Annotated in this window: 29 protein-coding genes; 11 read left to right on the plus strand and 18 right to left on the minus strand. The window is 53.4% G+C overall.

Annotated elements, in window-relative coordinates; all coding sequences use genetic code 11:
• Positions 1-54: 54 nt before the first annotated feature.
• Complete coding sequence (locus tag BMZ14_RS01810; protein ID WP_074793971.1) at positions 55-372, plus strand: DUF1840 domain-containing protein; 318 nt, start codon at positions 55-57, stop codon at positions 370-372.
• A gap of 253 nt (positions 373-625) precedes the next feature.
• Here the strand turns inward: BMZ14_RS01810 and BMZ14_RS01815 are convergent, their stop codons facing one another.
• A complete protein-coding gene (locus BMZ14_RS01815; RefSeq protein WP_074793973.1) occupies positions 626-1,429 on the minus strand; it encodes a PEP-CTERM sorting domain-containing protein in 804 nt (267 codons plus the stop codon).
• Between the two features lie 342 nt (positions 1,430-1,771).
• The gene (locus BMZ14_RS01820) at positions 1,772-3,850 is read right to left on the minus strand and encodes a hybrid sensor histidine kinase/response regulator (protein WP_074793975.1); all 2,079 of its coding nucleotides are present in this window, start codon (positions 3,848-3,850) and stop codon (positions 1,772-1,774) included.
• A 424-nt stretch (positions 3,851-4,274) separates the two neighbouring features.
• On the opposite strand from BMZ14_RS01820, the gene BMZ14_RS01825 reads away from it, so the two are divergent.
• The 5 genes from BMZ14_RS01825 to BMZ14_RS01840 all read left to right on the plus strand — a co-directional run bounded on the left by BMZ14_RS01825 (position 4,275) and on the right by BMZ14_RS01840 (position 6,339).
• Positions 4,275-4,880 (plus strand): BON domain-containing protein, encoded by a 606-nt coding sequence (locus BMZ14_RS01825; RefSeq protein ID WP_074793977.1) that lies wholly within the window; start codon positions 4,275-4,277, stop codon positions 4,878-4,880.
• A gap of 41 nt (positions 4,881-4,921) precedes the next feature.
• The gene (locus BMZ14_RS01830) at positions 4,922-5,143 is read left to right on the plus strand and encodes a CsbD family protein (protein WP_074793979.1); all 222 of its coding nucleotides are present in this window, start codon (positions 4,922-4,924) and stop codon (positions 5,141-5,143) included.
• Between the two features lie 67 nt (positions 5,144-5,210).
• Complete coding sequence (locus BMZ14_RS01835) at positions 5,211-5,615, plus strand: hypothetical protein (RefSeq protein ID WP_074793981.1); 405 nt, start codon at positions 5,211-5,213, stop codon at positions 5,613-5,615.
• A 103-nt stretch (positions 5,616-5,718) separates the two neighbouring features.
• On the plus strand, positions 5,719-5,868 hold the full coding sequence (locus tag BMZ14_RS14710; RefSeq protein WP_143071855.1) for a lmo0937 family membrane protein: 150 nt from the start codon (positions 5,719-5,721) through the stop codon (positions 5,866-5,868).
• A 45-nt stretch (positions 5,869-5,913) separates the two neighbouring features.
• On the plus strand, positions 5,914-6,339 hold the full coding sequence (locus BMZ14_RS01840) for a CBS domain-containing protein (protein ID WP_074793983.1): 426 nt from the start codon (positions 5,914-5,916) through the stop codon (positions 6,337-6,339).
• Positions 6,340-6,464: 125 nt separating this feature from the next.
• Here BMZ14_RS01840 and BMZ14_RS01845 read toward each other — a convergent pair whose 3' ends face one another.
• The 5 genes from BMZ14_RS01845 to BMZ14_RS01865 all read right to left on the minus strand — a co-directional run bounded on the left by BMZ14_RS01845 (position 6,465) and on the right by BMZ14_RS01865 (position 12,484).
• Positions 6,465-8,087, minus strand: coding sequence for a dihydroxyacetone kinase subunit DhaK (locus tag BMZ14_RS01845; RefSeq protein ID WP_074793985.1), 1,623 nt, complete (start codon positions 8,085-8,087; stop codon positions 6,465-6,467).
• 311 nt (positions 8,088-8,398) lie between these two features.
• Complete coding sequence (gene guaA / locus BMZ14_RS01850; protein ID WP_074793987.1) at positions 8,399-9,961, minus strand: glutamine-hydrolyzing GMP synthase; 1,563 nt, start codon at positions 9,959-9,961, stop codon at positions 8,399-8,401.
• 160 nt (positions 9,962-10,121) lie between these two features.
• Positions 10,122-11,582, minus strand: a complete 1,461-nt coding sequence (gene guaB / locus BMZ14_RS01855) for an IMP dehydrogenase (RefSeq protein ID WP_074793989.1) — start codon at positions 11,580-11,582, stop codon at positions 10,122-10,124.
• A 163-nt stretch (positions 11,583-11,745) separates the two neighbouring features.
• Positions 11,746-12,060, minus strand: coding sequence for an RnfH family protein (locus tag BMZ14_RS01860; protein WP_074793991.1), 315 nt, complete (start codon positions 12,058-12,060; stop codon positions 11,746-11,748).
• A complete protein-coding gene (locus tag BMZ14_RS01865) occupies positions 12,047-12,484 on the minus strand; it encodes a type II toxin-antitoxin system RatA family toxin (RefSeq protein WP_074793993.1) in 438 nt (145 codons plus the stop codon). Before BMZ14_RS01865 ends, BMZ14_RS01860 begins: the two co-directional genes overlap by 14 nt.
• Before the next feature lie 90 nt (positions 12,485-12,574).
• On the opposite strand from BMZ14_RS01865, the gene smpB reads away from it, so the two are divergent.
• Together smpB and BMZ14_RS01875 are read left to right on the plus strand one after the other, a co-directional pair.
• The gene (gene smpB / locus BMZ14_RS01870; protein ID WP_074793995.1) at positions 12,575-13,018 is read left to right on the plus strand and encodes an SsrA-binding protein SmpB; all 444 of its coding nucleotides are present in this window, start codon (positions 12,575-12,577) and stop codon (positions 13,016-13,018) included.
• An 89-nt stretch (positions 13,019-13,107) separates the two neighbouring features.
• Positions 13,108-14,118: a COX15/CtaA family protein gene (locus BMZ14_RS01875; RefSeq protein ID WP_074793997.1), complete on the plus strand. Its 1,011-nt coding sequence runs from the start codon at positions 13,108-13,110 to the stop codon at positions 14,116-14,118.
• Positions 14,119-14,351: 233 nt separating this feature from the next.
• Here BMZ14_RS01875 and ccmI read toward each other — a convergent pair whose 3' ends face one another.
• The 9 genes from ccmI to ccmA all read right to left on the minus strand — a co-directional run bounded on the left by ccmI (position 14,352) and on the right by ccmA (position 21,645).
• Entirely contained in the window at positions 14,352-15,668 is a 1,317-nt protein-coding gene (ccmI, locus tag BMZ14_RS01880; RefSeq protein ID WP_074793999.1) for a c-type cytochrome biogenesis protein CcmI, read from the minus strand.
• Positions 15,665-16,216 carry a cytochrome c-type biogenesis protein gene (locus tag BMZ14_RS01885; protein ID WP_083396579.1) on the minus strand — a complete coding sequence of 184 codons (552 nt, stop codon included), beginning with the start codon at positions 16,214-16,216 and terminating at the stop codon, positions 15,665-15,667. The genes ccmI and BMZ14_RS01885 overlap by 4 nt, the downstream gene beginning before the upstream one ends.
• Entirely contained in the window at positions 16,213-16,737 is a 525-nt protein-coding gene (locus BMZ14_RS01890; RefSeq protein WP_074794001.1) for a DsbE family thiol:disulfide interchange protein, read from the minus strand. The genes BMZ14_RS01885 and BMZ14_RS01890 overlap by 4 nt, the downstream gene beginning before the upstream one ends.
• Entirely contained in the window at positions 16,734-18,773 is a 2,040-nt protein-coding gene (locus BMZ14_RS01895) for a heme lyase CcmF/NrfE family subunit (protein ID WP_074794003.1), read from the minus strand. Before BMZ14_RS01895 ends, BMZ14_RS01890 begins: the two co-directional genes overlap by 4 nt.
• Positions 18,774-18,887: 114 nt before the next feature.
• Complete coding sequence (gene ccmE, locus BMZ14_RS01900; protein WP_074794005.1) at positions 18,888-19,337, minus strand: cytochrome c maturation protein CcmE; 450 nt, start codon at positions 19,335-19,337, stop codon at positions 18,888-18,890.
• Complete coding sequence (gene ccmD, locus BMZ14_RS01905) at positions 19,321-19,548, minus strand: heme exporter protein CcmD (protein ID WP_371265534.1); 228 nt, start codon at positions 19,546-19,548, stop codon at positions 19,321-19,323. Before ccmD ends, ccmE begins: the two co-directional genes overlap by 17 nt.
• Positions 19,515-20,255, minus strand: coding sequence for a heme ABC transporter permease CcmC (ccmC, locus tag BMZ14_RS01910; RefSeq protein WP_074794008.1), 741 nt, complete (start codon positions 20,253-20,255; stop codon positions 19,515-19,517). Before ccmC ends, ccmD begins: the two co-directional genes overlap by 34 nt.
• 108 nt (positions 20,256-20,363) lie before the next feature.
• Positions 20,364-21,023, minus strand: coding sequence for a heme exporter protein CcmB (ccmB, locus tag BMZ14_RS01915; RefSeq protein WP_074794010.1), 660 nt, complete (start codon positions 21,021-21,023; stop codon positions 20,364-20,366).
• A gap of 1 nt (position 21,024) precedes the next feature.
• Positions 21,025-21,645: a cytochrome c biogenesis heme-transporting ATPase CcmA gene (gene ccmA, locus BMZ14_RS01920; RefSeq protein WP_074794012.1), complete on the minus strand. Its 621-nt coding sequence runs from the start codon at positions 21,643-21,645 to the stop codon at positions 21,025-21,027.
• A gap of 160 nt (positions 21,646-21,805) precedes the next feature.
• Here ccmA and BMZ14_RS01925 point away from each other — a divergent pair, with 160 nt between their 5' ends.
• Positions 21,806-22,117, plus strand: coding sequence for a type IV secretion system protein (locus tag BMZ14_RS01925; protein ID WP_305728844.1), 312 nt, complete (start codon positions 21,806-21,808; stop codon positions 22,115-22,117).
• Between the two features lie 431 nt (positions 22,118-22,548).
• Here the strand turns inward: BMZ14_RS01925 and BMZ14_RS01930 are convergent, their stop codons facing one another.
• Positions 22,549-22,830 (minus strand): DUF768 domain-containing protein, encoded by a 282-nt coding sequence (locus BMZ14_RS01930; RefSeq protein ID WP_074794014.1) that lies wholly within the window; start codon positions 22,828-22,830, stop codon positions 22,549-22,551.
• A 352-nt stretch (positions 22,831-23,182) separates the two neighbouring features.
• Positions 23,183-23,896 (minus strand): IS6 family transposase, encoded by a 714-nt coding sequence (locus tag BMZ14_RS01935; RefSeq protein WP_074794016.1) that lies wholly within the window; start codon positions 23,894-23,896, stop codon positions 23,183-23,185.
• Positions 23,897-24,113: 217 nt separating this feature from the next.
• Here BMZ14_RS01935 and BMZ14_RS01940 point away from each other — a divergent pair, with 217 nt between their 5' ends.
• Positions 24,114-24,680: a hypothetical protein gene (locus tag BMZ14_RS01940; RefSeq protein WP_074794018.1), complete on the plus strand. Its 567-nt coding sequence runs from the start codon at positions 24,114-24,116 to the stop codon at positions 24,678-24,680.
• A 595-nt stretch (positions 24,681-25,275) separates the two neighbouring features.
• Positions 25,276-26,637, plus strand: a complete 1,362-nt coding sequence (locus BMZ14_RS01945) for an amidohydrolase (protein ID WP_074794020.1) — start codon at positions 25,276-25,278, stop codon at positions 26,635-26,637.
• Positions 26,638-26,678: the final 41 nt, after the last annotated feature.

Raw genomic sequence — 26,678 nt, forward strand, 5'->3', positions numbered from 1 at the left:
AATGCCACGCAACCAGCACAGGGTTGCGTCGTAGGATACCCTTATGGGATTTTTATGCTGATAACATTCAAGAGCGATGCTTATGCCGACATAACCATGTTCGGCGATGTCGCGCAGCGGCTATTAAAGATGATGGGGCATAGCGGGACTGTGCCCGGCGCCATACTGGCCGAGGATGTCCCGGCTGCGCTGGAGCGCTTGAAACGCGGCGTTGAGCAAGAAACGCCGAGGGCGCAGGAGCCGGACGTCGTTGCTGAAGGCAATGAGCCCGCCGATCAAGCGGTGAGCCTTGCCCATCGCGCACTGCCAATAATCGAATTGCTCACCGCCGCGGAAAAAAAACGTTGTGACGTGATGTGGGAGAAGATGTAGATTACCTTGTCAAATTGTGTTACCTGCCAGCAGGGTGCAGGATGAGTGCAGAATTAACCTGACTACAGTCCGGACGCCTTGTTTTATGTGAGGCAGCGAACGGACGGCTTTTCCAAACAGAGCAAGACTATAGGTGGGCGTCGTTCGACCCTCCCCTTGAACGACACTCCTGGTCCGGCGCGATTATATCGTTCCGGACTTTTTCACATTCGGCGCGGCGGTCTCCACCGCCGGAGCACCCTTCGACGACAGTTCAGGCCGTATTGCGAGGCAGGCGCCGCCGCAAGACGGTGCCCATCAAGGCGAGGCCGGCGAGCAGCATGGCGTAGGTTTCCGGTTCGGGTACGGCTCCCGCGATCAGGGTGCCGGTAACGCCATACTTGCTCTGCAAATTCGGGTTGGCGATATCCTGAGCAAAATAATCCGCCCCTCCCACGAATACAGAATAGTCGCCAGCCGCCAGATTCATGAAGGTATGGGAGACTTTCCCATCAGGTGCGCCATCCGAGCCAAAGCCCGAGCCATCATAGGCATGACCAATATATTTGAAAAAACTCAGGCTCGCCGGAACAGACGTGCCGTTCAGATCGCCTGGATCATTGCCGATTGACCAATCGGTCAAGGCTCGGAATGAGCCCTCCGCGTTAACCGGACGGTTAGAGAGGGATATATTGGCAGAATCATGATCCGCCTTCATGGGCGCAATATGTGCAAGCCCCTGGTAGAGCGAGAACCCGGGTAGCAATCCGAGATGAGAAGTGGAGATGTTGCCGAGGTGATCTGTAACCTGCGAGGTTGCCTGCTCGAACGTAAGGTTAATATTGGCAGACTCGAGCAGCGTGAAGCGGTAGGCACGTAATTTGTGACTGTCGCCATAGTCGGCATCCGTGCCATCCATCCAGCCATAGTTCCCGGTCACCGCTTGATCGATTCGAGTGGAAGTAGTGTAGGTATTATCAAAAGTTCCAAAATCACGGCCGCCATAACCCACATGCGCCATCGCAGGTAATGAGGCCATGCCAGCCAGAAAAAATGCGCACTGAAGTGTTTTTTTCATATTTTGATCTCTCGTAAACTGATTAACGACATAAAGTAATTTCAAGATACCGGCATAATTCTCGTAACTGGCCGACGTGGTGAGTATTTATTACTCTTATCGATAAATCAATGTGGCATATTGTCGCATGTGGCAAATTGCCGCGGCTCAGCAAACGGGATGCATCGGCAGGCCGAAGTTCAATAAGGAGGACGCATTTCGAGTACAGGCAGCTATACCCGCATCACTTGCGGTTGCCGACAGGTATTCAGGATAAAAAGGTGCGAACCTTTGAAGGAGCAGGAAGGCGCCGAGAATGGGCCAAGCGCCGCCAGGGGCGATTTTTCCTGACCGGAGGAAGGATTATTCGTCGGCCCCGTTCCGGCCGAGGAGGGCATTAATAGCGGTGATCAACTCATATGAATCGACAGGTTTGGGCAGATGTATCTGGTAGCCTGAGCTTATGGCCCTGGTTTTGTCTTCCCCAGCGGCAAACGCCGTGAGCGCAATGGCGGGAGTGTTGCCGCCATCTTCCGGGGAAAGGTTTCTCACATCCTCAATGAATTCATACCCGTTCCGCTCCGGCATGCTGATGTCGCTGATGATCACATCCGGTCTTTCCATCTTAAAAAATTCCAATCCTTCGTTAGCACCCGTGGCAGTGACCACGCTGGCTTCGCTTTGGGTCAATATTCGCCTGATGAGTTCGCGTGCGTCCAGTTCATCGTCAATTACCAGTACTTTCAACCCTGCAAACGAAGCGCCTTTTCCATCAAAATGCCCTCTCAGGGATGATACTGGCTCATTTTTCAGGACAGCAACGGGAGAGAGCGGCAAATTCACGACAAATGATGACCCTTGACCGGCGCCTGCACTTTCTGCGCGTACTGTTCCCCCATGAAGCTCCACCAATTGCTTGACAATCGCAAGGCCCAGGCCAAGACCGCCGTACTGCCGTGTAAGTGAAGCATCACCCTGCCTGAAGCGATCGAAAACGTAAGGCATGAATTCCGGAGCGATACCCAAGCCCGAGTCGCTGATCCTGATTTCAACGAACGAGCTGAACTGCTCAACTCGAATCTCTATATTGCCCCCTTTTGGCGTAAATTTTATCGAGTTGGAAAGTAGATTCCACAAGACTTGCTGGAGCCGGTTGGAATCCGCGGTGATGGGGTCGATATGTGGAGCGATCATTTTTTGTAGCGCCACGCCCTTGGCCTGCGCCGTTGGCTTGACCGACTCCACTGCCGCGTCGACTAGGCTGGCGACATCCAATTGCTGCATGTCGAGCCTGACCTTGCCTGATATGATGCTGCTCATTTCAAGGAGATCTTCTATAAGCTTATTCTGGGCGCGAGCATTTCTTTCGATCGTTTCCAGGCCTCGATGGATGTCTTCCTTTTTCATGTTTCCGCTCAAGATGAGCTGCGACCATCCCAGAATTGCATTCAGCGGGGTTCTCAGTTCATGGGAGAGGGTTGCCAGAAACTCATCCTTGAGTTGGCTGGCGCGCTCAGCCTCATTCCGCGCAATTCGCTCGTTCTCGAGAAGTTGCCGTTTCTCCGCATCCGCCAAAGTCAATGCTTCGCCGAGTTTGGATACTTCGTTACTCGTCGCTTTACCATATCGGCTGGGATGAATACCGCGGGTTACGCCGGCTACCTGGCGGCCAAGTTCCGCCAGAGGTTGCAATATGCCGAGGCGGGTATAAAAAATGATACCGGTCGTAGCAAGCAGGGCGATAAAGATGAGCACCATTTCAAAGATAATTTGGCGTTCCAGTCGGGCAAGGCCCCGGTTAGATTGGGTATACATGCGTTCACTGAAGAGATCCATGAACTTCTGGATCGGCTCCGAGACAGCGGCTTTCCCGGCAAGATAGCGCTCACTGAACAGCAGGCGTATTGCGAATTCCCGGTCGGGCTTGCGGCGTACCGTAAAATTTCCCTTGCCATCATCATGCAAGCCTTCCACGGCCGCGAATGCCTGCCGTTCCAGGTTGACGAGCTTATCGGAGTGCTCCAGCGCGGCTTGTAGCAAGGAAAATTCCTCATCGCTGAAGTTTGCCCGGCGGAACCTCTCCAGCAAGGAAACAGCTTCCCTTTTTTCTACGGAGGGATTTTTTCCTGCTGCCACAAGGTGCCAGTACGTGGGAGAGTAGTGCAGCGGACCTGGTCGCATGCCATTGCGGATATCCAGTACTTCGATGAAATAGCGCTTATAAACCGGGGCGCCCGTAACAACGTACTGCCGCGCCAGGTCCGTGAGATCATCCGAGCTCTGGAGCAATTCATCGGCAAGCAGAAGCGCCTGAAACCGGTGACGCTCACTATTGTTGAGGTCATCCCGAATGCTCAGCGAATGAAATACAAGTGCGCCGATACTGGTCAGCAGCAGGGCAAGGACGACATTGGAAAGGCTGGTAAATTTTCTGATATTCACGGGACTGTTCTCGGTTTACATCCTCGTCAATGTGTTACGGCTAAATTTTATACGGCACGCCTCCCGGCGTGCCATTTAATTGCTGGTCGAAAACAGCAGTGGGAGAAAACCGCGTGTTTACGTTATTTTTTTACCTGCTCGGGGCACTCCCGTTTTCCTTATCAGGGGCGTCTTCAATTACTCGATTTCTTCATTATCATGCAATGCCGCTGAATAGCCGAATGTGCTTATAAAACGCTACGATCCCGTTAATGGCTTTGGAGAACGGTTTTTTTCAATATGTGCGCCAGCGCACTGAGCCGTTGGCTGAAAAGCGTGATCATGATGCTGCAGTCGGCCAGTGGAGAGCCGAACACGAATTCTCGTCTTTAGCTGTAAAGGCATTGGCCACTTCTAATTCAAATCTACTGTGGAGAAAAACAGCATGAATATTCAAAATAAATTAGTAGTTCTGACTATAACGCTTATCGGCGCCTTGTCTATTGCTGCATGCGGAAAAACCGAGGACAAGGGGCCCGAGCCCGGAACACCGGAGACCAAATCCGAACCTGCGCCTGAGGCAAAAACGACCATTGGAACGGATGTAGATGATAGCGCCATTACCACCAAGGTAAAATCCGCGCTGCTCGCGGATGAGATTGTCAAGGGCCTGGATATCCAGGTTGAAACGCATAAAGGAGAAGTTCAACTAAGCGGCTTCGTGGATAACCAGACCCAGATCGATCGGGCCATCTCGATTACGAGGGGGGTTGAGGGCGTAAAAAACGTGGACAATAAAATGACCTTGAAGACTGCCGAAACCACGGTAGGCGAAAAGATCGATGACGGGATTGTCACCACCAAAGTCAAGGCTGCGTTGCTTGCCGAGTCTGGCGTCAACAGCACCGATATTGCCGTTGTGACGCGCGATGGGGAAGTCCAGCTCAGCGGTTTCGTGGACGACCAGGCTCAGATCGACCGAGCTACGCAGGTTGTCAAGGGAGTCGAGGGCGTCAAGAACGTCATCAATGAACTGAGCGTCAGGAAATAAAACTTTACCTGTTATCAACGACACTACAAAGGAGCATTAATATGAACTGGGACCAAGTAGAAGGTAACTGGAAGCAATTCAAGGGTAAAGTCAAGGAACAATGGGGCAAGCTTACCGACGACCATCTTGACACTATTGCGGGAAAACGGGAACAACTTTCCGGAAAAATCCAGGAATCGTACGGTATTTCGAAGGAAGAAGCGGAGGAACAAATTGCCGAATGGGAAAGAAACCAGAAGGATGTGTATCCCCCGAAATACTAGAGCGAGCAAGATGGGCGAATCGCAGCGTGCAGATAATCATCAGCGTAACCACACATCGAGGGAAATCATGCGTAAATTGAACGTCATCCTGGCACTCGTGGGGTTTTCATTCAGTATGGGCGTAGTGGCAGAGCAGACCATGCCACATGATGTCTATGTAACCGACAAGGATCGTATTCAGCGTGAATATGACGTGGACAAGGAGCGTTGCGATTCGCTGGCGGGTAATGCCGAGGATATATGCGAGGCTGAAGCCAAGGGGAAGAAAGAAGTTGCGGAGGCAGATCTTGAAGCGCGGTATAAGCCATCTAGAAAAGCCAGCTACGAGGTTAAAGTGGTTAAGGCTGAGGCTGACTACAGGGTGGCAAAGGAAAGGTGTGACGATCAGGCCGGTAACGTGAAAGACGTTTGCCTTGAAGAAGCAAAAGCTGCAGAAGCAGCTGCGAAAGCTGACGCCAAGAGAGAGTATTAAGCAGCAGGGGCGGCCCGGGCCAGCTGGCAGAATCGGAATCGAATAATACAATTAGCTGGCTAAGCGCTTGTAGATAAATTTCACATATAAAGAGGAAATTATCATGCTCTATACGATCGCTGTTGTTTTGATCATCTTGTGGCTATTGGGTTTGGTGAGTTCGTACACCATGGGTGGTTTTATTCACATACTTCTGGTGATAGCCATAGTGGTTGTCCTGCTCAGGGTCATTAGCGGCCGCAAACCGCTTTGATTATTTTACGCCTGATGGTGCGGAGTTTTTGACGAGGAGAATGAGATGCAGAAGGTTAGTGAGGTGATGAGCACCGACGTGCATGTTATCAGCCCTGACGCCACCATTGAGGAAGCGGCCCAGGAAATGCGGGATGGCGACTTCGGACTGTTGCCTGTGGCAGAAGATGAAGACGAGCAGTTGCTGGGGGTTATAACCGACCGCGATATTGCCGTAAGGGCAGTTGCCGAAGGGAAGGATCCGGATACGTCGGTGGGGGAGGTCATGTCCGAAGGGGTGATCTGGGTTGAGGAGGACGATTCCATAGAAGACGCGGCCCAAATCATGAGCGACCATCAGATTCGGCGGTTGCCGGTGGTGGATGCGGATAAACGCTTGGTGGGAATCGTATCGTTGGGAGACTTTGCCGTCGATAGTGCCGATATCGGTCCTGTAGCCGAAGCGCTCACAGATATTTCAAGCCCGCCGTGAAGTCTACTTACTCATCAAGCCCCTGCTACACGTCCGTTAGAAAATCCGGCAATAATCGATGCAGGGCATCGATAGCCGTCGATAAATAATGAATTCATTATTTATTATGAACAGATACTTAAAATCTAAAATTCGGCCAAGTGCTCGAACAGCCGCGCGATTGCCTCAGCACCTGGATCGGCGTGACCGACCAATTGCGTGGCATTGACATAGGAAGCGCGGCCCGCATTCGCCTTGCTCATGCGGACAGTGCGATCGGCACCCGCACGCGCGGCTTTCGCCGCCTCGGATAGGCTCTTTTCCAGGGCATCAAGAGCCGGCGCAAGGGCGTCGACCATGGTGCGATCACCCAACCGCGCCCCGCCGATCTCCTGCATTCTCCGCAATCCGGCTTGTAACGCTTCGCACATTGGCATGCCGCTTGAGGCGGCGTCGCCCGTTGCAGCGAAGAAGATCGCGAGGAGCACACCGAACGAGCCTCCCATGGTCTTGGAAAGCTCCAAGCCAATGGCGCGATAGAGTTGGGTATGATCGGCAAGCGGCAATCGGTCCACGGCGCTGATCAGGGCGCGTGCCGCGCCGGCCAGCGTGCTGCCGGTGTCGCCATCGCCTGACTTCGCGTCGAGCGCATTGAGGTCGTTCTCGGCGGCGATCAGAACCTCGCAGCATCTGGTCAGGAACTCCCTGGTCGGCTTGTGCATCGAGGGCACCGGAACGACAGGCGTCAGGCCGTCCGGCAGTGCCTGAACCGCGACCTGGCCCAGCCGGGAGACCCGCGGCCATGCCGCCAGCGGCGTGTGCTGCTTGAGCAGGGCGATCTCGGCATCGTCGGCAGGATAGACCGAAATCGAGAAGCCATGCATGTCGAGCGACGTCATCATGGCCGCCGGGCCGACGACGTGGTTTATCTGCTCGCCAATCGCTGATCGCCGGATTTCGTTGAGAATGATCGACATCTCGATGACCGATGTGCCGCCGAGATTGTTGACCATAGCGACATGCCTCTTTCCTTCCATTGCAGCGGACAGGCGCTCGACCATGGCCGCGACAGCTTCGCTCGCGTCCCTGAACTCGACTTGCTCAACTCCGGCTTCACCGTGGATGCCGAGCCCAAGCTCGGCCATGCCCGGCGGAATGCGATCCTCCTTTGGAGAACCTGGGATGGTGCCGGTGCCTAGCGACATGCCGATGCTTTTTGTCTTCGACACGACCTTGCGCGCGGCTGCGGTGACGCGCGCAAGGTCGGTGCCATTCTCGGCCAGCGCGCCAGCGATCTTGTGCACGAAAAGTGTACCTGCGAGGCCGCGGGCCTGGGGCAAGTCGGGCAGCGCCACATCATCGTCGACGATGACTATCTCTACATTCAAGCCGAACTGGCGAGCGCGTTCGGCCGCCAGCCCGAAATTCAGCCGGTCACCGGTATAGTTCTTGACGATGAGCAGGCAGCCGGACGGTCCAGTCACGGCAAGGATGCCTGCCAGTACCGCGTCGGCTGTGGGCGAGGCGAAAATGTCGCCGCACACCGCAGCCGTCAGCATCCCTTCCCCGACGAAACCCGCATGCGCCGGTTCGTGCCCCGATCCACCGCCCGAGATCAGCGCGACCTTGGACTTGTCCCAGTCGTTGCGCACGACCACCCGTATGTGTGGATAGCCGTCGAGCCGCGCCAGCATGCCGCCAGACGCCGCGACCAGACCATCGACGGCTTCGGTGACGATGTTTTCCCTGGTGTTGATGAACTGGGCCATGTTTTCTCCTATCTAATCCTTTGCCCTCGCTATCAAGGAAGAACGGCTTCACAGGTTGGATCTTCGCGATGTTTCCCCTTTTCAGCGTGTGAACTCTACGGGGCAAAGGGTTGCTCCACAAGGTCTATGATGGCTTGTTCGATTTCTATGGCATTTGCGGAAGTATCAAACGCCACGCTCCTTCCCGCCCTCGCGTTGCCTCATCTTCACTTCGATCTACTCACGAACTTCGCCTTGCGCTGCTCAAGTCTGGACCGTGCGGGCTTTGCGGCTTTTATGCCATCAGGTGCCTGGACACGCAAGACGCGGGATCACTCCCACTCGATGGTCGCAGGGGGCTTGCCGGAGATATCGTAAACCACGCGGTTGATGCCGCGTACTTCGTTTACGATGCGGTTTGATATTTTGGCCAGCAGGGTATAGGGGAGTTCGGCCCAGTGGGCTGTCATGAAGTCTTCGGTTTGCACCGCCCTTAACGCTACCACATAATCGTAGGTGCGCCCGTCGCCCATGACGCCCACTGATTTTACCGGCAGGAATACCGCGAAGGCCTGGGAGGTTTTTTCGTACCAGCCCGATATGCGTAATTCTTCAATGAAGATCGCGTCGGCCCGACGCAGCAGTTCAGCATACTCGCGCTTTACTTCCCCAAGAATACGAACGCCCAGGCCAGGTCCCGGAAACGGATGGCGAAAGACCATTTCGTGCGACAGGCCGAGCGCCAGGCCGAGTTCGCGCACCTCATCCTTGAATAATTCACGCAAGGGTTCCAGAAGTTTCAGATGAAGCGTATCAGGCAAGCCCCCTACATTGTGGTGCGATTTGATCGTGTGAGCTTTTTTTGTTTTACCTCCGGCGGATTCGATCACATCAGGGTAAATCGTGCCTTGGGCCAGCCACTTGGCATTGGCAATTCCGGCTGCTTCACGCTGAAACACTTCGACGAATTCCCTGCCGATAACACGGCGCTTTGTTTCCGGATCGGCAACACCTTGCAAATGTTTCAGGAACTCTGCACTGGCGTCCACGTGGATGACTTTTACGCCCAGGTTTCTGCCAAAGATATCCATTACCTGCTCGGCTTCGTTTTGCCGCAGCAGGCCGTTATCCACGAAAACGCAGGTGAGCTGCTTACCGATGGCGCGATGAATCAGTGCTGCGGCGACCGACGAATCGACGCCACCTGACAGGCCCAGAATGACTTCGTCCGCTCCTACCTCGGAACGTATCCTGCCAATCGCTTCATCCATATAATCGGGCATGTTCCAGTCATGGCCGGCTCCGCAGATTTCGTGCACGAACCGTTCGATAATGGCCTTGCCCTGCAGCGTGTGTGTCACCTCGGGGTGGAATTGCATGCCATAAAATTTTCGCTTCTCATCCGCTATGGCGGCTAGCGGAGTTGCGGCATTGCACGCCATGACTTCAAAGCCGGGAGGAAGCGCTGTCACGTTATCGCCATGGCTCATCCATACATCGAGCACCTGTTTACCCGCCGAATCGGTACGGTCGTGAATGTCCCGCAGTAGAGTCGTCTGGTCTTGCGCCTGCACTTCGGCATAGCCGAATTCGCGCACCCTGGCGTTTTCAACCGCGCCCCCCAGTTGCGCAGCCATCGTCTGCATGCCGTAGCAAATACCCATTACCGGCACGCCCAGTTCGAAGACGCTTTGGGGGGCCCGCGGCGTTTTATCTTCGGCTACGGAAGCCGGGCCACCGGAAAGAATAATGCCTGCCGGCGCAAAATCTCTGACAAATTGAGAGCTGATGTCGGAGGGATAAATCTCGCAGTAGACGTTATTCTCCCGTACCCGGCGGGCAATCAGCTGTGTATATTGGGAACCAAAATCGAGGATGAGTATTTTTTGATGCATGATGTATTGCGCCAGAAATATCTTGCGTAACAGTCCCGATAAGAAACCAGAGCGGAAATTTTAAATGGGTGGATAAATCCCGGGCGGAGGTAGAGAGCATCGGTATTCACGTGGAAGGCAACCGGAAGCTCTACCAGGAGGGTGACCGCTACACCGGTTGCTATTCCACGCGATAGTTCGGCGCTTCCTTGGTAATCTGCACGTTATGGACGTGCGATTCACGAATGCCGGCGGAGGTGATTTCGATGAACTCGGCTTTTGCATGCATGTCGGCGATGGTTTCACAACCAAGGTAGCCCATACCCGAGCGTACACCACCTACGAGTTGATGGATTACGGCAACGACGCTGCCTTTGAACGGGACGCGGCCTTCCACGCCTTCCGGCACCAGCTTCCTCGTATCCTGCTCGGCTTGCTGGAAATAGCGGTCGCTTGAGCCTTGCTGCATGGCGGAAAGCGACCCCATGCCGCGGTATGTTTTGTAAGAGCGCCCCTGGAATAGTTCGATTTCGCCTGGTGCTTCCTCCGTCCCGGCGAACAATCCTCCCAGCATCACAGAGCTTGCTCCGGCTGCAATCGCCTTGGCGATATCGCCGGAATAGCGGATGCCTCCATCGGAAATCAACGGTATTCCCGTATTTGCCAAAGCATCGGATACGTTCTTGATCGCGGTGATCTGTGGTACACCCACCCCCGCAACGATACGCGTGGTACAGATCGAGCCAGGGCCTATTCCGACCTTTACCGCATCAACCCCTTGATCTACCAGCGCACGGGCAGCAGCAGCGGTAGCGATATTGCCACCAATGACCTGTATTCCCGGAAATCGTTTTTTTACCCAGTGGACGCGGTCCAGCACGCTCTGCGAATGGCCGTGGGCGGTATCCACCACGATTACGTCCACGCCTGCTTCGGCTAGCGCTTCCGCGCGTTCTTCACTGCCTTCGCCAACCCCAATGGCGGCGCCCACCCGCAAGCGTCCGAGGTCATCCTTGCATGCATTGGGATGTTCTGAGGTTTTGATGATGTCCTTCACGGTTATCAATCCACGAAGCTCGAAATCGCTATTCACGACCAGCACCCGCTCCAACCGGTATTTGTGCAGAAGCGCCATCGCGTCCTCGCGGCTGGTCCCTTCGCCTACCGTCACCAAACGCTCTTTCAGCGTCATGATATTCTTGATGGGTTGATCCAGATTGGTTTCGAAGCGAAGGTCGCGATTGGTGACGATACCCACCACTTTTGAGCCTTCTACCACCGGTAAGCCGGATATCTTGTATTTGCGAATGAGGTTGAGTACCTCCCGCACCGTCATATCCGGCGGGATGGTAATGGGATCTTTCACCACGCCGCTTTCGAAGCGCTTGACATTGGCCACATGGGCCGCCTGGGATTCTGCCGGCATATTCTTGTGGATGATGCCTATACCGCCTTCCTGTGCGAGCGTAATCGCAAGCGGTGCCTCGGTAACCGTATCCATGGCGGCTGAAACCAGGGGAATATTCAGAGAGATGCCGCGGGTGAGCCGGGTAGTCAGATTGACATTGCGTGGCAAAACCACGGAGTGTGCGGGAAGCAACAAAACATCGTCAAAGGTTAGAGCTTTCTCAACCAGTCGCATGATATTGATCCTTCACAAAGCGGCATTATAGCGAAACGCGGGGAGTTATGGGGAGTGAACCTCAGGACGAGTGCCTGCGGCGCAGCTTACAATGCTCCAGTATCTGATCTTCGTTGACGGGTATGATCTTTATTATTCGAGGCGGGGCAAGTGAGATTCGCACTTACGCTTCTATCTTCCTCTTCGAACCGAGCTCCTTCGCGCGTTTTCTACGACTTTCCTTTGGATCAACGGCTAGAGGCCGATAGATCTCCACGCGATCTCGATCATGCAGAACCGTGTCAGGGCTGACGAGCTTGCCGAATATGCCCAGCTTGTTCCGGAAAAGATCGATTTCCGGAAAAAGGCTGGTAATTCCGGAATATTCCACAGCCTGCTTCGCAGTTGTTCCGGCTGGAAGGTCCAAACGCCGGACAAGCTGATTTTCGGGCAAAGCGTACGCTACTTCGATTTCGATTTTTCCTTCATGAACTTCCATAAACTTCTTCCGCACGCTCGATGAACGCTTCCACAAAGCTGTTGGCTATCATGAAGAATACCGGGCCCACCAGTTTTTCAAGAAAAATGTGCGAGAACGTATAATGCAGGCGAAATTCGATCTTGCAGGCGTTTTCAGCCAGGGGAACGAAACGCCAGTGGCCGTCAAGATTCTGGAATGGGCCGTCCAGAAGTGTCATGGTGATCAATTCCGGCGGCTTTCGGATATTCTCGGTGGTAAAGCTGTGCTTGATGTGATGATAATCGATCATGATGGTTGCATGCGTAACGGTTTCATCCTGTCGAACGACGGATGAACCTCCGCACCAGGGCAAGAACTTGGGATAGTCTTCCACTGCATCCACTAATGCAAACATACGGCTCGCAGAATAACCGATCAGTACCGATTTTTCGATTTCTGCCATAAGATAAACTGCGCTGATCCAACGAGATAGTATTGAAAGCTGTTAAAATACACGAAACCGGCGTGGAACTCACCCTTTTTCTTCCCTTACATGAGTATTGTTCAGAATAAGAAAGCTTTTCACGATTATTTTATCGAGGAAAAATTTGAAACCGGCGCGGTTCTGGAGGGATGGGAGGTCAAGGCGATTCGCGCGGGGCGAGTACAGATAAAAGAAGCTTATGTTGTCATCCGTAAAGGTGAACTGTTTCTTATCGGTTGTCATATCAGCGCTTTGCCGACGGCTTCAACCCATATCCTGCCGGATCCGGTCCGTACTCGAAAGCTGCTGTTGCATGCTGAAGAAATCAAACGGCTCATCGGTAAGGTGGAGCGCGCGGGCTACACGCTGCTGCCATTGGATATGCATTATAAAGCAGGCAAGATCAAAATTGAAATCGGTCTTGGCAAGGGCAAGAAGCAGCATGACAAGCGCGAATCCGAGAAACAGAAAGAGTGGGTGCGCGACAAGCAACGCCTGATGCGTGCGAAATAAATTTGCAAATTCCCCGGTTTAGAAAATCCTGGACGAGCGATTCATTCGCTATCGTTAATTTCCCCTTATAGTTAACTTTCAATTTGATCATGCAGAAACCCATTGCCATCTGGTTGCTTGTTTGCTGCGCTCTGGTGTTTGCCATGGTGGTTGTCGGCGGCGTTACGCGGCTCACCCATTCCGGACTGTCCATTGTCGAATGGCAGCCCATCGTTGGCACCATGCCCCCGCTGAGTCAAAGCGATTGGGACGAACTTTTTGAAAAATACCACCAGACGCCCCAGTATAAAAAAATCAATCTGGGCATGAGCCTGGATGAATTCAAGTATATTTTCTGGTGGGAATATTTTCACCGGCTATTGGGTCGTGTCATCGGACTGGCTTTCTTTTTCCCGTTCCTGTATTTCATTGCGAAAAAGGCAATCGATCGACCGTTGGGCCTCAAGCTGACGGGAATTTTTATTTTAGGAGGGTTGCAGGGCGGAATGGGCTGGTACATGGTAAAGAGCGGGCTGGTGGATAATCCGCATGTAAGCCAGTACCGGTTGACAGCCCATCTAGGGCTTGCCTTTGCGATTTATGCCGCAATGTTCTGGGTGGCGCTGGATCTGCTTTACCCAGTTGGGGCATCACTTGTAAACAGTAAAATGCGAAGTTTGCGCCGTTTCTCGATTGCCCTGACCACCCTGATATTCATAATGGTACTTTCGGGCGGTTTTGTAGCGGGTATCCAGGCAGGTCTGGCTTACAATACTTTTCCTTTGATGGATGGCCACATCATCCCGCCTGAACTATTCATGCTGGAGCCATGGTATCTGAATTTCTTTGATAACATGACGACAGTCCAGTTCGATCACCGCCTGATTGCATGGACGCTGGCGATTCTGATTTCAATCTTCTGGTTTAAATCCAGGAGTGTGCCGCTGTCTGGTTCAGCTCGCCTGGCCTGCACTCTATTATTGGTCATGCTGGCGGTGCAGATAAGCCTGGGTATTTCCACATTGCTGCTTGTCGTCCCTCTATCGCTCGCAGCAGCTCACCAGGCGGGCGCCGTACTTTTGGTTACGGCTGCCTTGTGGGTCAATCACCAATTACGCTAGCCGGGAATTCCAGAAGTCCACCGGCACCTTGGGTTCGTGCCATGGGGCCAGCCGGAAGAGATGATTAATGATTAAAAGGCCCGGATTGGGGGGCGAACGGTTTACAACGCCTTAAGCCGGCCGGGCGCGCATGGTTAATTTCTTCATGCGGTGCAACGCGCTTCCCTTTTTGCACCCTGCACTTTGGCACGGTGGTAAGCCGATATCCGCGGACAACTTGTGTGTAGAATCCGTTAGGGTAGCTGCTGATCGATTACGACCTTGATATCCTTGCCGCCGATCCTGATTGGTTGACTGAAACCCTGTAGATCCCCGCTCTGCGGCATAGGAGAGCCCGACTTCGAGATTCTTGCACCTACCACCATTTCTGCTTGAAAAGTGGATAGCTGTACACCAGACCTGGCCATGGAGTCGTTCAGGGAAAAGGACGCGGGTAAGTCCTTTACCTGCAAGCGCAGGGTCGCCAACGGAGCCTTGGGGCCGGTTTTGGCGCGAGCAAAGATATACAGGCTATCGTTGGGCGATGCTTTGCCGGCCAGGGAAGGGCTCAACGTTACTGTGCCGGAAAGCGTGCCTGAGGTTGCAGCCCCGGCAGCAGCCACCGACTCGGGTTTGTTTTCCGCAGGAGGCGGAGTTTGTCCACCCGAAAACTGTTGCTGTGCTCTTGCCACCAGGCTCCCTTTTCCTGATGCCAGGGATTTCGCTTCGGCGATACTGGCGCTTATCGAATTCACCAGGTCGGCCTCTGACGGAGGGATGAGCGCGAGCAGTTTTTCCCAGTATGCGGCAGCTTCCTTGTATTTTTTCTGCTCGAATTCGGCCGTGCCTGCCAGCGCCAAGGCCTTGGGGTTGCCGGGATCGAGGCGCAGCGCCTTGTTGATCAGTTCTAGCGGCTGCCCCAGCAGGCTGCCATTGTTCGTCATCGCGACAATGTCCGCATAATCCGTAATAAACTCGGAATTATCCGGGGACAAGGCCAGTACTTTTTCGTAGGCATCCTTTGCTTCATTAAAGCGTTGCATCATGGCGTAGGTTCGTCCCAGCATGAGCCAGCCTTCCACATCATCAGGCTGTTCCCTCAGGCGTGCCGTCAGGTTTTCCAGCACCGATGAAATATTTGCGTGACCTCCATCATCGGCCGCCGCACCTATCGGCATCTGCTCCATTGCCGGTTGTGGCAGCAAAGCTTTCGTATTGCCCAGCCAGAGATAGAGCGAAACCGCCAGAAGCGGTACCGCCAAAGTTGTCAATGTAATGGTTGCAACATTGCGGTTACCGCCCATAACTGCTGTTGTCATGGTTTCTCCCTCGGATACATCCTGCAACATTCGTTGCTGCAGCTCCCGCTTGCTTTGTTCATATTGCTCGCGAGTCAGAATATCATTGAGAAAATCGCTATCGAGTTCGGCCAACTGATCGCGATAGATGCTGACATTGGTCGCGTCCCGAGCCACACCGCCCGGACGATTCTTTTTGCTCCACAATGTCGGAAGTACGAACAGCAATGCACAGGCAATGAATATGCCGGCCACAACCCAAAATGACGTCATGCGTTATTACCCTTGCTTTCCTTCAGCAGCGCTTCAGCCTGTTTGCGTTGCTGTTCGGATAGCACTGGTTCTTCAATCTGGTTGCGGCGGCGTTTGAGATAAACAAACAGTATTACCGCACCGATTATCAGAAAAATGAATGGACCGAACCACAGGAATACGGTCGTAGGCTTGACCGGCGGATTATAGAGTACAAAATCACCATAACGCGCCACCAGAAAATCGACAATTTCCTTATCGCTTTTGTTTGCTTGCATCTGTTCGCGGATTTCACGCCGGAGATCGTTGGCAAAATCGGCCCGTGAGCCCGCGAGCGATTCGTTCTGGCATACCAGACAGCGTAAATCTTCGGATAATGCAATCATGCGTCTCTCGATCTCGGGATCCTCGGCAACGGGCGCAGCCTCCTTCGCCCATCCGGACGATGCCAGAAGCATCAAGGTGAGCAGCAGCGCGAATTTTTTCAGGCCCAAGGCGCCTTTCCGCCCAGCGTCGCGCTTGTGCATCAAGGCAAAACTTGATGATGGAAATAAAAGCACCAGATTCATCCCTGCAGTTCCTTCACCAGCGGCAAAATTTTCGTCTCAAGCGCTTCTACTGTTACAGGCCCGATCTGCTTGTATCGGATTACTCCGTTCTTGTCGATGACATAGGTCTCCGGTACGCCGTAGACGCCAAAATCGATGCCTGTCCTGCCTTCCGGGTCACGGACGCTGACTGTGTAAGGGTCCCCGAATTGCCTCAGCCATTGCAAAGCCAGGTCGCGCTCGTCCTTATAGTTGAGGCCGTAGACCGGCACGATGCCGGATTTGGCGAGCTCAACCAGTACCGGATGCTCTTGCCGGCAGGAGACACACCATGAAGCCCACACATTCAGGAGCCATACCTTGCCCAGATTTTCCTTGGATGTGAGCGTCTTTTCCGACTCGTGCAGCTGTTCCAACTGGAAATCAGGGGCGGGTTTTCCGATCAGCGGGGAAGGAACCTGCCTGGGGTTCAGGTTCAGGCCTACCAGCAGAAAACCAACAAGTACGATAAATGCCGCCAGCGGCAGCAGAAAACGCATCATGCCTTCTTGCTCCTCGCAATCATGGGTGCAGCCGGCGCCTTCTTGCCGGCCGGAACTTTCTTGCCTGCAGCTTTTCTGTCGTCCACAGGCTCACGTTCCTTGCGTGGCGACAGACGGTAACGCCGGTCGGTTACAGCCAGTGCTCCACCAAATGCCATCAGCAGGCACCCAAACCAGATCCAGTCCACGAACGGTTTGTGATAGACACGTACCACCCATGCTCCATTCTCCAGCGGCTCCCCTAACGCAACATAGAGATCCCGAAGTATGCCCGTGTCGATTGCTGCTTCGGTCATCGCCATTCCCGATGCGTTGTAAACCCGCTTTTCCGGTTCCATGGCGCCAACCTTTTCACCATTGCGCAGCACGTCCATATTACCGATATCGGCCATGTAATTGGGTCCAGGCGCCTTGTGAACGCCATTGAAACGGAAGGTGTAACCTCCCACCTCGACGGTCTCGCCAATTTCCATGCGTACGTCTTTTTCGGTCTCATAACCGCCCACCAGCGCCACGCCGATGATGAACACGGCTATGCCCAGATGCGCAAAATGCATGCCGTAATAGCTGCGTGATTGTGCGGCGAGTTTCGCCAATAATCCCTTCCTGCCGCTGCTTCGCAAGCGATGTGTCACGCTTACGGCTATGGTGGCCACGACCCAGAATGCCATCAGCAAACCGAAGCTTACGAATGGTTTCCATTCGCCCATGACGAACGGCATCAGCAGGGCGCTAACCAGACTAACGGCAAAAGCCCAACGCAAACGCACCATAAGCTCGGGCAGGTGCGCCTGTTTCCAGCGTGCGAGGGGACCCAGGCCCATCAGAAAAACAGCAGGCGCCATCAATGGCACGAATACGGATTCGAAGTAGGGCGGGCCCACAGATATCTTGCCGAGCTCAAGCGCATCCATGACCAGGGGGTAAAGTGTACCCAGCAGGATGCTGCCGGCCGCGACCATCATCAAGAGATTGTTGCCGAGCAGCATGGATTCTCTCGACACCAGTTCGAATTTGCCGCCCAATCCGATTTTCGGCGCTCGCCAGGCAAAAAGCAGCAGGGAACTTCCGATGACGATAACCAGAAAGGCCAGGATGAAAATGCCACGCTTGGGATCGGTTGCAAAAGCATGTACGGAAGTCAACACACCCGAGCGAACCAGGAACGTGCCGAGCAGGCTCAAGGAGAACGCGCATATTGCCAGCAGCACGGTCCAGCTCTTGAAGCTCCCGCGCTTTTCCGTCACCGCAAGGGAATGAACCAGTGCCGTTCCTACCAGCCACGGCATGAAAGAAGCATTCTCGACGGGGTCCCAGAACCACCAGCCGCCCCACCCAAGCTCGTAATAAGCCCACCAGCTTCCAAGCATGATGCCGATGGTGAGGAACATCCATGCAACAGTCGTCCACGGACGCGACCACCGTGCCCAAGTCGCATCCATTTGTCCGCTGAGCAGTGCGGAAATGGCAAAAGCAAATGCCACGGAAAAGCCTACGTAGCCCATGTACAGCATGGGGGGGTGAACCACCATGCCCGGGTCTTGCAGCAAGGGGTTGAGATCGCTTCCTTCCATCGCCGCCGGCAGCATACGTTCGAATGGATTGGAAGTGAAAAGCATGAACAGAAGAAAGCCCACGCTTACCAGGCCCATAACGCCCAGTACCCGCGCCACCATCTCGTTCGGCAGATGACGGCTGAATACGCTGACTGCAATCGACCAGCTCGCCAGCATCAATGTCCATAGCAACAAGGACCCTTCATGCGAACCCCAGGTTGCCGCAAACCGGTACTCGGCAGGCAATTTCGAGTTGGAGTTCTGCGCGACGTTTATCACCGAAAAGTCGCTGGTGACGAATGAATAGGCAAGGCAGAAGAACGCGATGGCGACAAACACAAATTGTCCCTGAACCACCGGCCGGGCCAGCGCAATCCATGAAGGAATGCCGCGGGCTGCACCGATAATGGGCAGGGTGCCTTGTATAAGCGCCAGCAGGAGGGCGAGGATCAGAGCGAAATTACCAAGTTCTGGGATCATGGTCGGGGGCTATGAGTTGTGGATTGAAAATATGGATATGGCCAGGTTTGGGCCGGGTCTGACAGGAGAAGGCGTCCTGATCCTGTCAAACCTTCGCTATTTGCGCTATTTGCGCTATTGCACCAGCACGGTTTTGCGCGCCTTGTCCGCCTGATCAAGCGCATCGGCGGCTTCAGGCGGCATGTAATTTTCATCGTGTTTCGCGAGTACCTCATCTGCGCGGAAAATACCGTCCTGCGCCATCTTTCCCTGAGCTACCACGCCCTTGCCTTCCTTGAACAGATCGGGAAGAATACCCGTGTATACCACCGGAATAACTTTTGCGGTATCCGTCACCACGAAATTCACTGTTACGCCGTCGTTCTGACGCTTGACGCTGCCTTCTTCCACGAGGCCGCCGATGCGAAAGCTCTTGCCCACAGGCGCTTCCTTGTTGGCTACCTGGGTAGGGCTGAAGAAGAATACCAGATTGCTCTGGAATGCATTCAACACCAGTACTGAAGCGACACCCAGCGCTGTCACGCTCGAAGCGATGATTGCCAGTTTTTTATGACGTGGTTTCATTTCCCTTCTCTTGTTTGGTTGACTGATGAATCAGACTGAGATGTCTGAGCAAAGTTCGCCTGCGGTTGAAAACCAGAAAAATTTCTCCGGCGATGCAGAGGAGCGCAACCAGATAAGATCCCCATACATAGAATCCGTATCCCCCCATGTTCAGAAATTCGGACAGACCGCTCCAGTTCACTGTGTGGCCTCTTGCAACTGGCCCACCCATACTGTATGGCGCTCACGTTCCAGAATAATGGCGCGGGTGCGTATCAGTATCACGGCAATTGCATACATCCAGCATGCGAGCGACATGATCAGCATTCCGGTCAGCATGGTGCTTGCCATTTTCGGGGATTGGGTAAGACTGACGGAAGCACCCTGGTGCAGGGTATTCCACCATTTCACCGAGAAATAGATGATCGGAACGTTGACAACCCCCACCAGGGCGATCATTGCACCGGCTTTGTCTGCCCTGCGCGGATCATCTATTGCCGCCTGAAGCGACATGAAGCCAATGTAGAGAAATAACAGAATCAGTTCCGACGTTAGCCGCGCATCCCATACCCACCAGGTTCCCCACATGGGTTTGCCCCACAGTGCGCCGGTCCACAAGGCAAGAAAGGTGAACATTGCCCCGGTCGGCGCAATCGCCGTTGCGACCATGGAAGAAAGGCGGGTATTGAACGCAAGGCCAATGCCAGACCACATGGCCATTATCACGTAGAGAAACATGGATAGCCAGGCGGCCGGGACGTGAATGAATATGATGCGATACGCTTCACCCTGCTGAAAATCGGTGGGCGCCACGAAGAACCCGATATAAAGCCCCACCACGAACAATACAGCCGCGGCTACGGAAAAAAAGGGGATCATTTTGCCGGCAAGAGAATAGAAGCTTGCCGGAGAGGAATATTTGAACCAGTTAATTGCCATGTTAAAAAATACTGAACTCCCTATGAGGTCGATAATTGAAGTTTTGGCCTCACGTGCTTAACTTTGAAATTTTAACCTAAAAACCTTGAATTCAGAATTGGTTTTTCCTTACTCCATGGAAATCCGCAATGAGACGGCCGCCGTCCATGGCGCAAGGACCAGGGATGCCAGCAAAAACGCCCCGAGCAGCGACATGTGCGCTCCAGCGCCCAGGCCTGCCGCGCTTGCTTCCACCGCACCTGCGCCGAATATCAATACGGGTATATACAGGGGCAACACCAGTAGCGACACCAGAACTCCACCACCTCGCAATCCCAGAGTCAGTGCTGCACCGATGGCGCCAATGAGGCTCAACACGGGTGTTCCCAGCAATAAGGAGGCTGTCAGCACCAGTAGCGCATCGGTGGACAGATCATATTGGATGCCCAGCACGGGAGCCATCAGCACCAGTGGCACGCCCGTTACCAGCCAGTGCGCCAGCGCCTTGCCCAACACCAGCAGGGATAGCGACTGGGGCGAGAGCAGCATCTGTTCCAGTGTGCCATCGGCGTGATCGCTTGAAAACATCCGTCCCAGCGACAACATGGAGGCCAGCAGCGCCGCTACCCATACGACGCCCGGCGCCATGGTCCGAAGCATGTTCATTTCGGGACCCACGCCGAGGGGAAACAGGCTCACCACGATGATGAAAAAAAACAGGGTCGTCAAGACATCTGCCCGTCGCCGCATCGCGAGCAGAAGATCGCGTTGAATTATCCACAGAAACATGTCAGGCGAGCTGTAACCGCTGCGTTGCGACAGCGGTTATCTCGATCTCCTGATGGGTCGTCATTACTATCATGCCGCCATGTTCCAGATGCCGCTCCATTAAATCCTGAATGAGCTTTACCGCAGTAGTATCCAGCGCCGTCAAAGGCTCATCCAGTATCCACAGGACGGTTTGGCACACCAGCAGACGCGCCAATGTCACCCTGCGCCGTTGCCCCTGAGACAGTACCTTTGCCGGCAATAGCTCGCGCCCCCCCAATCCCATGTGCTGCAAGGCTTCATGGGCTTTACGCTCATCGATTTCAACACCTGCCAGGGCACTGGAAATACGAAGATTCTCGATAGCGGTCAAATCATCTTTTACGCCGCTCAAATGGCCGAGGTACGTCATTGCGCCGTGATAACTTCCACCAAGGGAGCGGATTTCAACGCCATCCCAGCGGATGTCCCCGTGGGCAGGCGTGGCTAGTCCGCACAGCATGCGTAGAAGGCTCGTTTTACCGCTGCCATTGCGACCCTGAACCTGCATCAAGCCGCCTGTTTCAAGGGAGAAATTGACGTCGCTGAACAGCTTGCGGTCGCCGCGGACGCACGTTAGCTTGTTTCCTTGCAGCGTTGACATTTGTCGAAACGAAAAAACGGGGATTATAGCGTATCGATGAGGTCGATGCCTTTCATATCATTACGCTAACGGATGCGAGAACAATTCAAGAAATTGAATTCATCATAATACCCTGAGCCTGGCCCATTTTTTTATACGATGCCTATAGCTAACAAGTAAAGTGAGGAGCATTGGACGAATCCACTTTTCGCGCACCTATCGCAGCATGACCGGCATTATCATGGCCGCGGTCATTCTCATTATCCTGGCCCTGATTGGTATCAACATGGTGCTATTGCTGGTATCCGACTGGATACTGGCTTATGCGGGCACCTTTTTCCTGGGTTTTGGCGGGTCGCTCTGGACTTCCGAGATAGCGATTAATTACTACAAAACGGTATTCGGCGTGGCGGTATCGCTCTTTGCTATGGTACTGCTGGTAGGTATCGTCAAGGGTTGCAGATCATCTTTTTTCAGTTTCTTTTATGAATGATAAAGGACGTTATCATTCATAAAAAAGAGCTAGAGACTCATCAAGCATTATGATGTAAAAGGTTATCTAATCTGTAGTAGTCGCTACTTCGTCTGCAGTTCCCGCTGCCATAATCGGCAGATTGGGTACAGCCATGGTAAAACCGTTTTCAATGGCGCCGAAGAAGTTCACTTCCTAGACAATCAGACAATCGCGAGCTGTGCGAGAAGGAAGGAAATGCTCAGTGGGTTTTCTTAGGCCATCTTTCGAACTCATCTATATTCATGAATACAGCTGACAAACGCCTATGCTTTACCGATGCGAAAAACTACAGGCTTGTCTCCAGGAAGATCCTTGAGAACAAATGACAGCCCTCTTTTGATTATGGATATGTCACGAGCAGCTGACAAGCAACCAACGCGATGCCGCCCTGAAGACCAACCATGCGGGGCTCAGTCGCCATCTTCATTCTCCCGCGCAAGTTGCGACTTGAGATGATAGGCATCGATGTCAAAGTCTCTGCTGTCCGAGACCGCGGCCAGTACCAGGGGCGTAATGCGCGCCCGCTCTTCCTCGGTCTCGACGTTTGTGAAGTTGGCCGCAGCTGCCTCGGCGAACAGTTTCTCTGACAGCCGCTTTGCCTTTACTTCATGACTCTCTATGTCGGAATTGGCGCCGGGAGGGATGTTTTCCTCGATCCATGTTTTTGCCCACATCAGGAAGCGATTGCTCATGACTGCCCACCCATCTTCTGCGTTGAGTTCGGCGCCGGTCGCCCCTCATGGGAGCATTTTACCCATGACAAAATAGGTTATCAAGGGTAAAAGCTAGTAGTAATTTTCCGGGATTTTTCGATCGTTTGATTATCGATAATGTATTTCGAGTCACAGATAAAAAAAGACCCGTCACAATGCCCTCCCAGCATAAAATTTGATGACCTAAGGACACCCAATGATGAGGAACTTCATAAATCCTCACCCAAGCCAAAGAAGCCTGGGAGCGGTGATTTTACCCTTTGATAACAAAATTGGGCTCTGTTGTTGCAAAAAAAGGACAAACCAGAAACTATGCGTGTGATCTGATTGATTATGTCCTGTAGATAAGGAATTGCCTTTCAATGAGCCAGATTTCTCCTGTGAGGCCTTGGCCCCATTTCCAAATGTCCATCTGTCCTTTCTTGAACATCCGCATGAGCTCGAAACCTTTGATGGTGTCGTAGGCTGTTTTCATCGATTTAAAGCCCCGTACCGGGTTTAACAAGCGTTTGAGCTTGCCATGATCAGCTTCGATAATATTGTTCAAGTATTTGACCTGCCGGTGCACGGTATCCGGCGGACACTTTCCTTCCGCTTTTAATTCGGCCATGGCGGATCTGTAAGCGGGCGCCTTGTCGGTATTGATAGCACTGGGGTACGCCCAGGGTTCCATGGATTTCAGGGCTTTGCCCAAGAACCGTTTGGCGGCCTGGGTATTGCGCGTTGGGGAGAGATAGAAATCAATCGTATGGCCACACTTATCAATGGCCCGGTATAAATACGCCCACTTACCTTTGACCTTCACATAAGTTTCATCTACCCGCCAGCTGTAGCCCATCGTCGGCTTCCAGAACCACCGCAGACGCTTTTCCATTTCGGGCGCGTAATGCTGAACCCAACGGTAGAGTGTTGTGTGATCCACATCAAGACAACGTTCCAGCATCATTTCCTCCAGATCACGATAACTGATGCCGTATTTACAATACCACCTGACACAACCCAGAATCATCACCCCACGGAAATGACGCCACTTAAAATCTGACATTGATGATCTGACCGGAAAAACACAATGGTGCACCTCGCTTCTTATTTTTTGCAACAGAACCGTAAAAAGGGAGGCAGAGAAAAGAAAAAAACTATTTTATAACCGCCTATATTTAAGTTAAGGGTCGTAGCTACCCTAGCGCCTATCATCTGCGATGCTGAATTGTGGCGAGTAATTGATGCTATGTTTTTTGGCATCGAAATATAAGGAGAAAAATATGATTTCCCTGGAGTCTCCTCACATGGGACTGAACGATCCTCGTGCGCCAGCAACCATTCAGATGTGGAACACCTGGAACGTTAGCCTTACTGAGACCCCCGATCATATTACTAGGTGGGTTGCTGAAGTCGCTCGTGGCGCACCCAGCGAGAAGCTTAAGCACGTTGTCTTTAGCTGCCACGGTAACGCAAGTTATCTTCAAATGGGTCAAGGAATTGACCGTTCTCATACGAATCTTTTCAGTAGATGGGCCGGTAAAGTTGAGAAGATCTGGTTTCGTGCCTGCTTGGTCGGATTTATTAGAAACCCTGGAGCTCCAATTACTGGAGACGGCAATCTATTTTGCTCTGAAATCGCCAAGGCTGCTCAGTGTTATGTGGTGGTATCAACTGAGCTTCAAGTGGAATTTTCGGGTCGTGTGTTGCCCTACGGTCAGCTTGACACGTTCGAGGGATTGGTATTGAGCTACGGACCAAGCGGAGACATCACATGGTCGTATCGCTACCCATCGACATACCAACGCAATCCGTCTAACCTCCGTAGCTGGACAAGGAATCCGGATTGAATCCGGGAGCCACAGGTATAGCAGGAAGTTTTCGGGATCAATAGTCTTAGTTGTCCAGGTATCGGCTTCTGCTGGATGAAAATGCAGGTTGCTTCGAGATCATCATCGTCAAACTTGGATACCTGGAACTTGCTCGTTCGCCGTGAAGGCTAGCGGATTCAGTTCCTCATATCAGTCACGGTTCGTGCGTCTCGATCTTGTGTCTGTCGTTATCGCCGATGGTGATGAAAAATGAATGTAGCCTCATTCTCATCCCCGAAAAGATCACATCGTATCAATCCTACTGCGGCCTCATACGTCTCCACCAATAGGGATTTATCGCACATACTCCTTGTGAGCAATCTCTCGTTAGGGCTAGCCCTAGTGAGAGGTAGTTTAATCCCCTGAAAAGCCTATCAATAGATACTGATTTGATTCATGATCATCTATCTATCACAGCATCTTTAATCCGTGCGAGGGTAAATGATCTGCTCTACCACGGAACATCGTGCACTATCCCTTACTTTGCCGCGACCTTCCAGTAGCAATCGCTATGATATAATCATAAATGCTTTCGGCACTTGCTCGAATCTCTCCTGGATCATGGAGGCTGGCGATGAAGAAAACCAGTTTTGCGGAAGATGTTTGCTTCAAGATGCAGGCGCTCGTAGTTGCGCTCTTGATACTTGTGACTTCAACGGCTGGAGCCCAGGAGGCTTCATTGGAAGCGCAGATTCGCGAACGCTCGGCGGCCGTCGAAAAGCAACTAATCGCTTGGCGTCGCGACATTCACCAGCATCCGGAACTTGGAGACCAAGAGCGGCGCACGTCGCGACTTGTCGCAGAGCACCTGAAGCGTCTGGGTGTGGATGTCCAGACCGGAGTGGGCAGAACAGGCGTTGTCGGCATTTTGAAGGGCGCAAAACCGGGACCGGTTGTAGGACTGCGCGCCGACATGGATGCACTCCCTGTCACGGAGCCTGAGGGACTGCCGTTCGCTTCCAAGGCGACGGCGGTTTATCACGGCAAGGAGGTGAGTGTCATGCATGCGTGCGGTCACGATGCACACACGGCCATGCTGATGGCGACAGCCGAGATCCTTGCCGGCATGAAGGAGCAGCTGCCGGGAACCGTGATGTTCATTTTTCAACCGGCCGAGGAAGGTTCCAGCGTCGTCATGCCCGGCGAAGGCAAAAGCTGGGGGGCAAAGCTGATGCTGGAGGAGGGACTCTTCAAGAACGTCAAGCCGGATGCCGTCTTTGCGGTTCATGTCATGCCCGGGCCATCAGGTGAGATTAGCTGGCGCACCGGCGCGACCACAGCAAGTGGTGACATGCTTCAGATCAGCGTCCACGGCCGGCAAGGCCACGGTGGAATGCCGTGGAACACGATCGATCCGATCGTCACATCCGCACAGGTTCTTACAGGTTTGCAAACCGTCGTCAGTCGGCGGGCAAATCTTGCATTGTCCCCTGCAGTCGTAACGATTGGCGCGATCAAAGGCGGGACTGGGCCGAACGTCATCCCGGACCGCGTCGATATGTCAGGCACCATCCGGGCCTACGACGAAAGTGTTCGCGAACAGGTCGGGCAAGATGTGAAATTGAGCGCCGAGAATATTGCCGAGAGCGCCGGGGCGAAGGCTGAGGTTTCGGTTATACCCATCTACGCAACCACAATCAACGACGCTGCGTTGGCTGCAAAGATGGAGCCGATCATTCGCAAAGCTGCCGACGGCAAGGTCGCGGTTGCCCGGTTGATCGGTGCATCCGAAGATTTCTCCTATCTGGCGCAAGAGGCTCCTGGCTTGTATCTGTTTCTGGGTGTCACGCCTGAAGACCAGGATCCTTTAAAGGTGGCGCCAAACCACAGTCCCCATTTTTTCGTCGATGAGCGGGCTCTCGTGGTTGGTACGCGAACCATGGCGTTGATGACCGCCGCGTTTTTGACAGGCCAGGTTATGGACGTTGCGAAGTAACGATCGCGCCACGCGCGGTTGAAGGAATTGAAGGGATTAAG

Origin of the sequence: Nitrosospira briensis, from assembly GCF_900115125.1 — a bacterium.
Lineage (GTDB): Bacteria > Pseudomonadota > Gammaproteobacteria > Burkholderiales > Nitrosomonadaceae > Nitrosospira > Nitrosospira briensis_A.

Excerpts from the sequence above, each read along its gene's own strand:
- BMZ14_RS01810 (WP_074793971.1), top strand. The coding sequence starts at position 55 with ATGCTGATAACATTCAAGAGCGATGCTTATGCCGACATAACCATGTTC.
- BMZ14_RS01815 (WP_074793973.1), bottom strand. The coding sequence starts at position 1,429 with ATGAAAAAAACACTTCAGTGCGCATTTTTTCTGGCTGGCATGGCCTCA.
- BMZ14_RS01825 (WP_074793977.1), top strand. The coding sequence starts at position 4,275 with ATGAATATTCAAAATAAATTAGTAGTTCTGACTATAACGCTTATCGGC.
- BMZ14_RS01830 (WP_074793979.1), top strand. The coding sequence starts at position 4,922 with ATGAACTGGGACCAAGTAGAAGGTAACTGGAAGCAATTCAAGGGTAAA.
- BMZ14_RS01835 (WP_074793981.1), top strand. The coding sequence starts at position 5,211 with ATGCGTAAATTGAACGTCATCCTGGCACTCGTGGGGTTTTCATTCAGT.
- BMZ14_RS14710 (WP_143071855.1), top strand. The coding sequence starts at position 5,719 with ATGCTCTATACGATCGCTGTTGTTTTGATCATCTTGTGGCTATTGGGT.
- BMZ14_RS01840 (WP_074793983.1), top strand. The coding sequence starts at position 5,914 with ATGCAGAAGGTTAGTGAGGTGATGAGCACCGACGTGCATGTTATCAGC.
- BMZ14_RS01845 (WP_074793985.1), bottom strand. The coding sequence starts at position 8,087 with ATGGCCCAGTTCATCAACACCAGGGAAAACATCGTCACCGAAGCCGTC.
- guaA (WP_074793987.1), bottom strand. The coding sequence starts at position 9,961 with ATGCATCAAAAAATACTCATCCTCGATTTTGGTTCCCAATATACACAG.
- guaB (WP_074793989.1), bottom strand. The coding sequence starts at position 11,582 with ATGCGACTGGTTGAGAAAGCTCTAACCTTTGACGATGTTTTGTTGCTT.
- BMZ14_RS01860 (WP_074793991.1), bottom strand. The coding sequence starts at position 12,060 with ATGGAAGTTCATGAAGGAAAAATCGAAATCGAAGTAGCGTACGCTTTG.
- BMZ14_RS01865 (WP_074793993.1), bottom strand. The coding sequence starts at position 12,484 with ATGGCAGAAATCGAAAAATCGGTACTGATCGGTTATTCTGCGAGCCGT.
- smpB (WP_074793995.1), top strand. The coding sequence starts at position 12,575 with ATGAGTATTGTTCAGAATAAGAAAGCTTTTCACGATTATTTTATCGAG.
- BMZ14_RS01875 (WP_074793997.1), top strand. The coding sequence starts at position 13,108 with ATGCAGAAACCCATTGCCATCTGGTTGCTTGTTTGCTGCGCTCTGGTG.
- ccmI (WP_074793999.1), bottom strand. The coding sequence starts at position 15,668 with ATGACGTCATTTTGGGTTGTGGCCGGCATATTCATTGCCTGTGCATTG.
- BMZ14_RS01885 (WP_083396579.1), bottom strand. The coding sequence starts at position 16,216 with ATGAATCTGGTGCTTTTATTTCCATCATCAAGTTTTGCCTTGATGCAC.
- BMZ14_RS01890 (WP_074794001.1), bottom strand. The coding sequence starts at position 16,737 with ATGATGCGTTTTCTGCTGCCGCTGGCGGCATTTATCGTACTTGTTGGT.
- BMZ14_RS01895 (WP_074794003.1), bottom strand. The coding sequence starts at position 18,773 with ATGATCCCAGAACTTGGTAATTTCGCTCTGATCCTCGCCCTCCTGCTG.
- ccmE (WP_074794005.1), bottom strand. The coding sequence starts at position 19,337 with ATGAAACCACGTCATAAAAAACTGGCAATCATCGCTTCGAGCGTGACA.
- ccmD (WP_371265534.1), bottom strand. The coding sequence starts at position 19,548 with ATGGGTGGGCCAGTTGCAAGAGGCCACACAGTGAACTGGAGCGGTCTG.
- ccmC (WP_074794008.1), bottom strand. The coding sequence starts at position 20,255 with ATGGCAATTAACTGGTTCAAATATTCCTCTCCGGCAAGCTTCTATTCT.
- ccmB (WP_074794010.1), bottom strand. The coding sequence starts at position 21,023 with ATGTTTCTGTGGATAATTCAACGCGATCTTCTGCTCGCGATGCGGCGA.
- ccmA (WP_074794012.1), bottom strand. The coding sequence starts at position 21,645 with ATGTCAACGCTGCAAGGAAACAAGCTAACGTGCGTCCGCGGCGACCGC.
- BMZ14_RS01930 (WP_074794014.1), bottom strand. The coding sequence starts at position 22,830 with ATGAGCAATCGCTTCCTGATGTGGGCAAAAACATGGATCGAGGAAAAC.
- BMZ14_RS01935 (WP_074794016.1), bottom strand. The coding sequence starts at position 23,896 with ATGTCAGATTTTAAGTGGCGTCATTTCCGTGGGGTGATGATTCTGGGT.
- BMZ14_RS01940 (WP_074794018.1), top strand. The coding sequence starts at position 24,114 with ATGATTTCCCTGGAGTCTCCTCACATGGGACTGAACGATCCTCGTGCG.
- BMZ14_RS01945 (WP_074794020.1), top strand. The coding sequence starts at position 25,276 with ATGAAGAAAACCAGTTTTGCGGAAGATGTTTGCTTCAAGATGCAGGCG.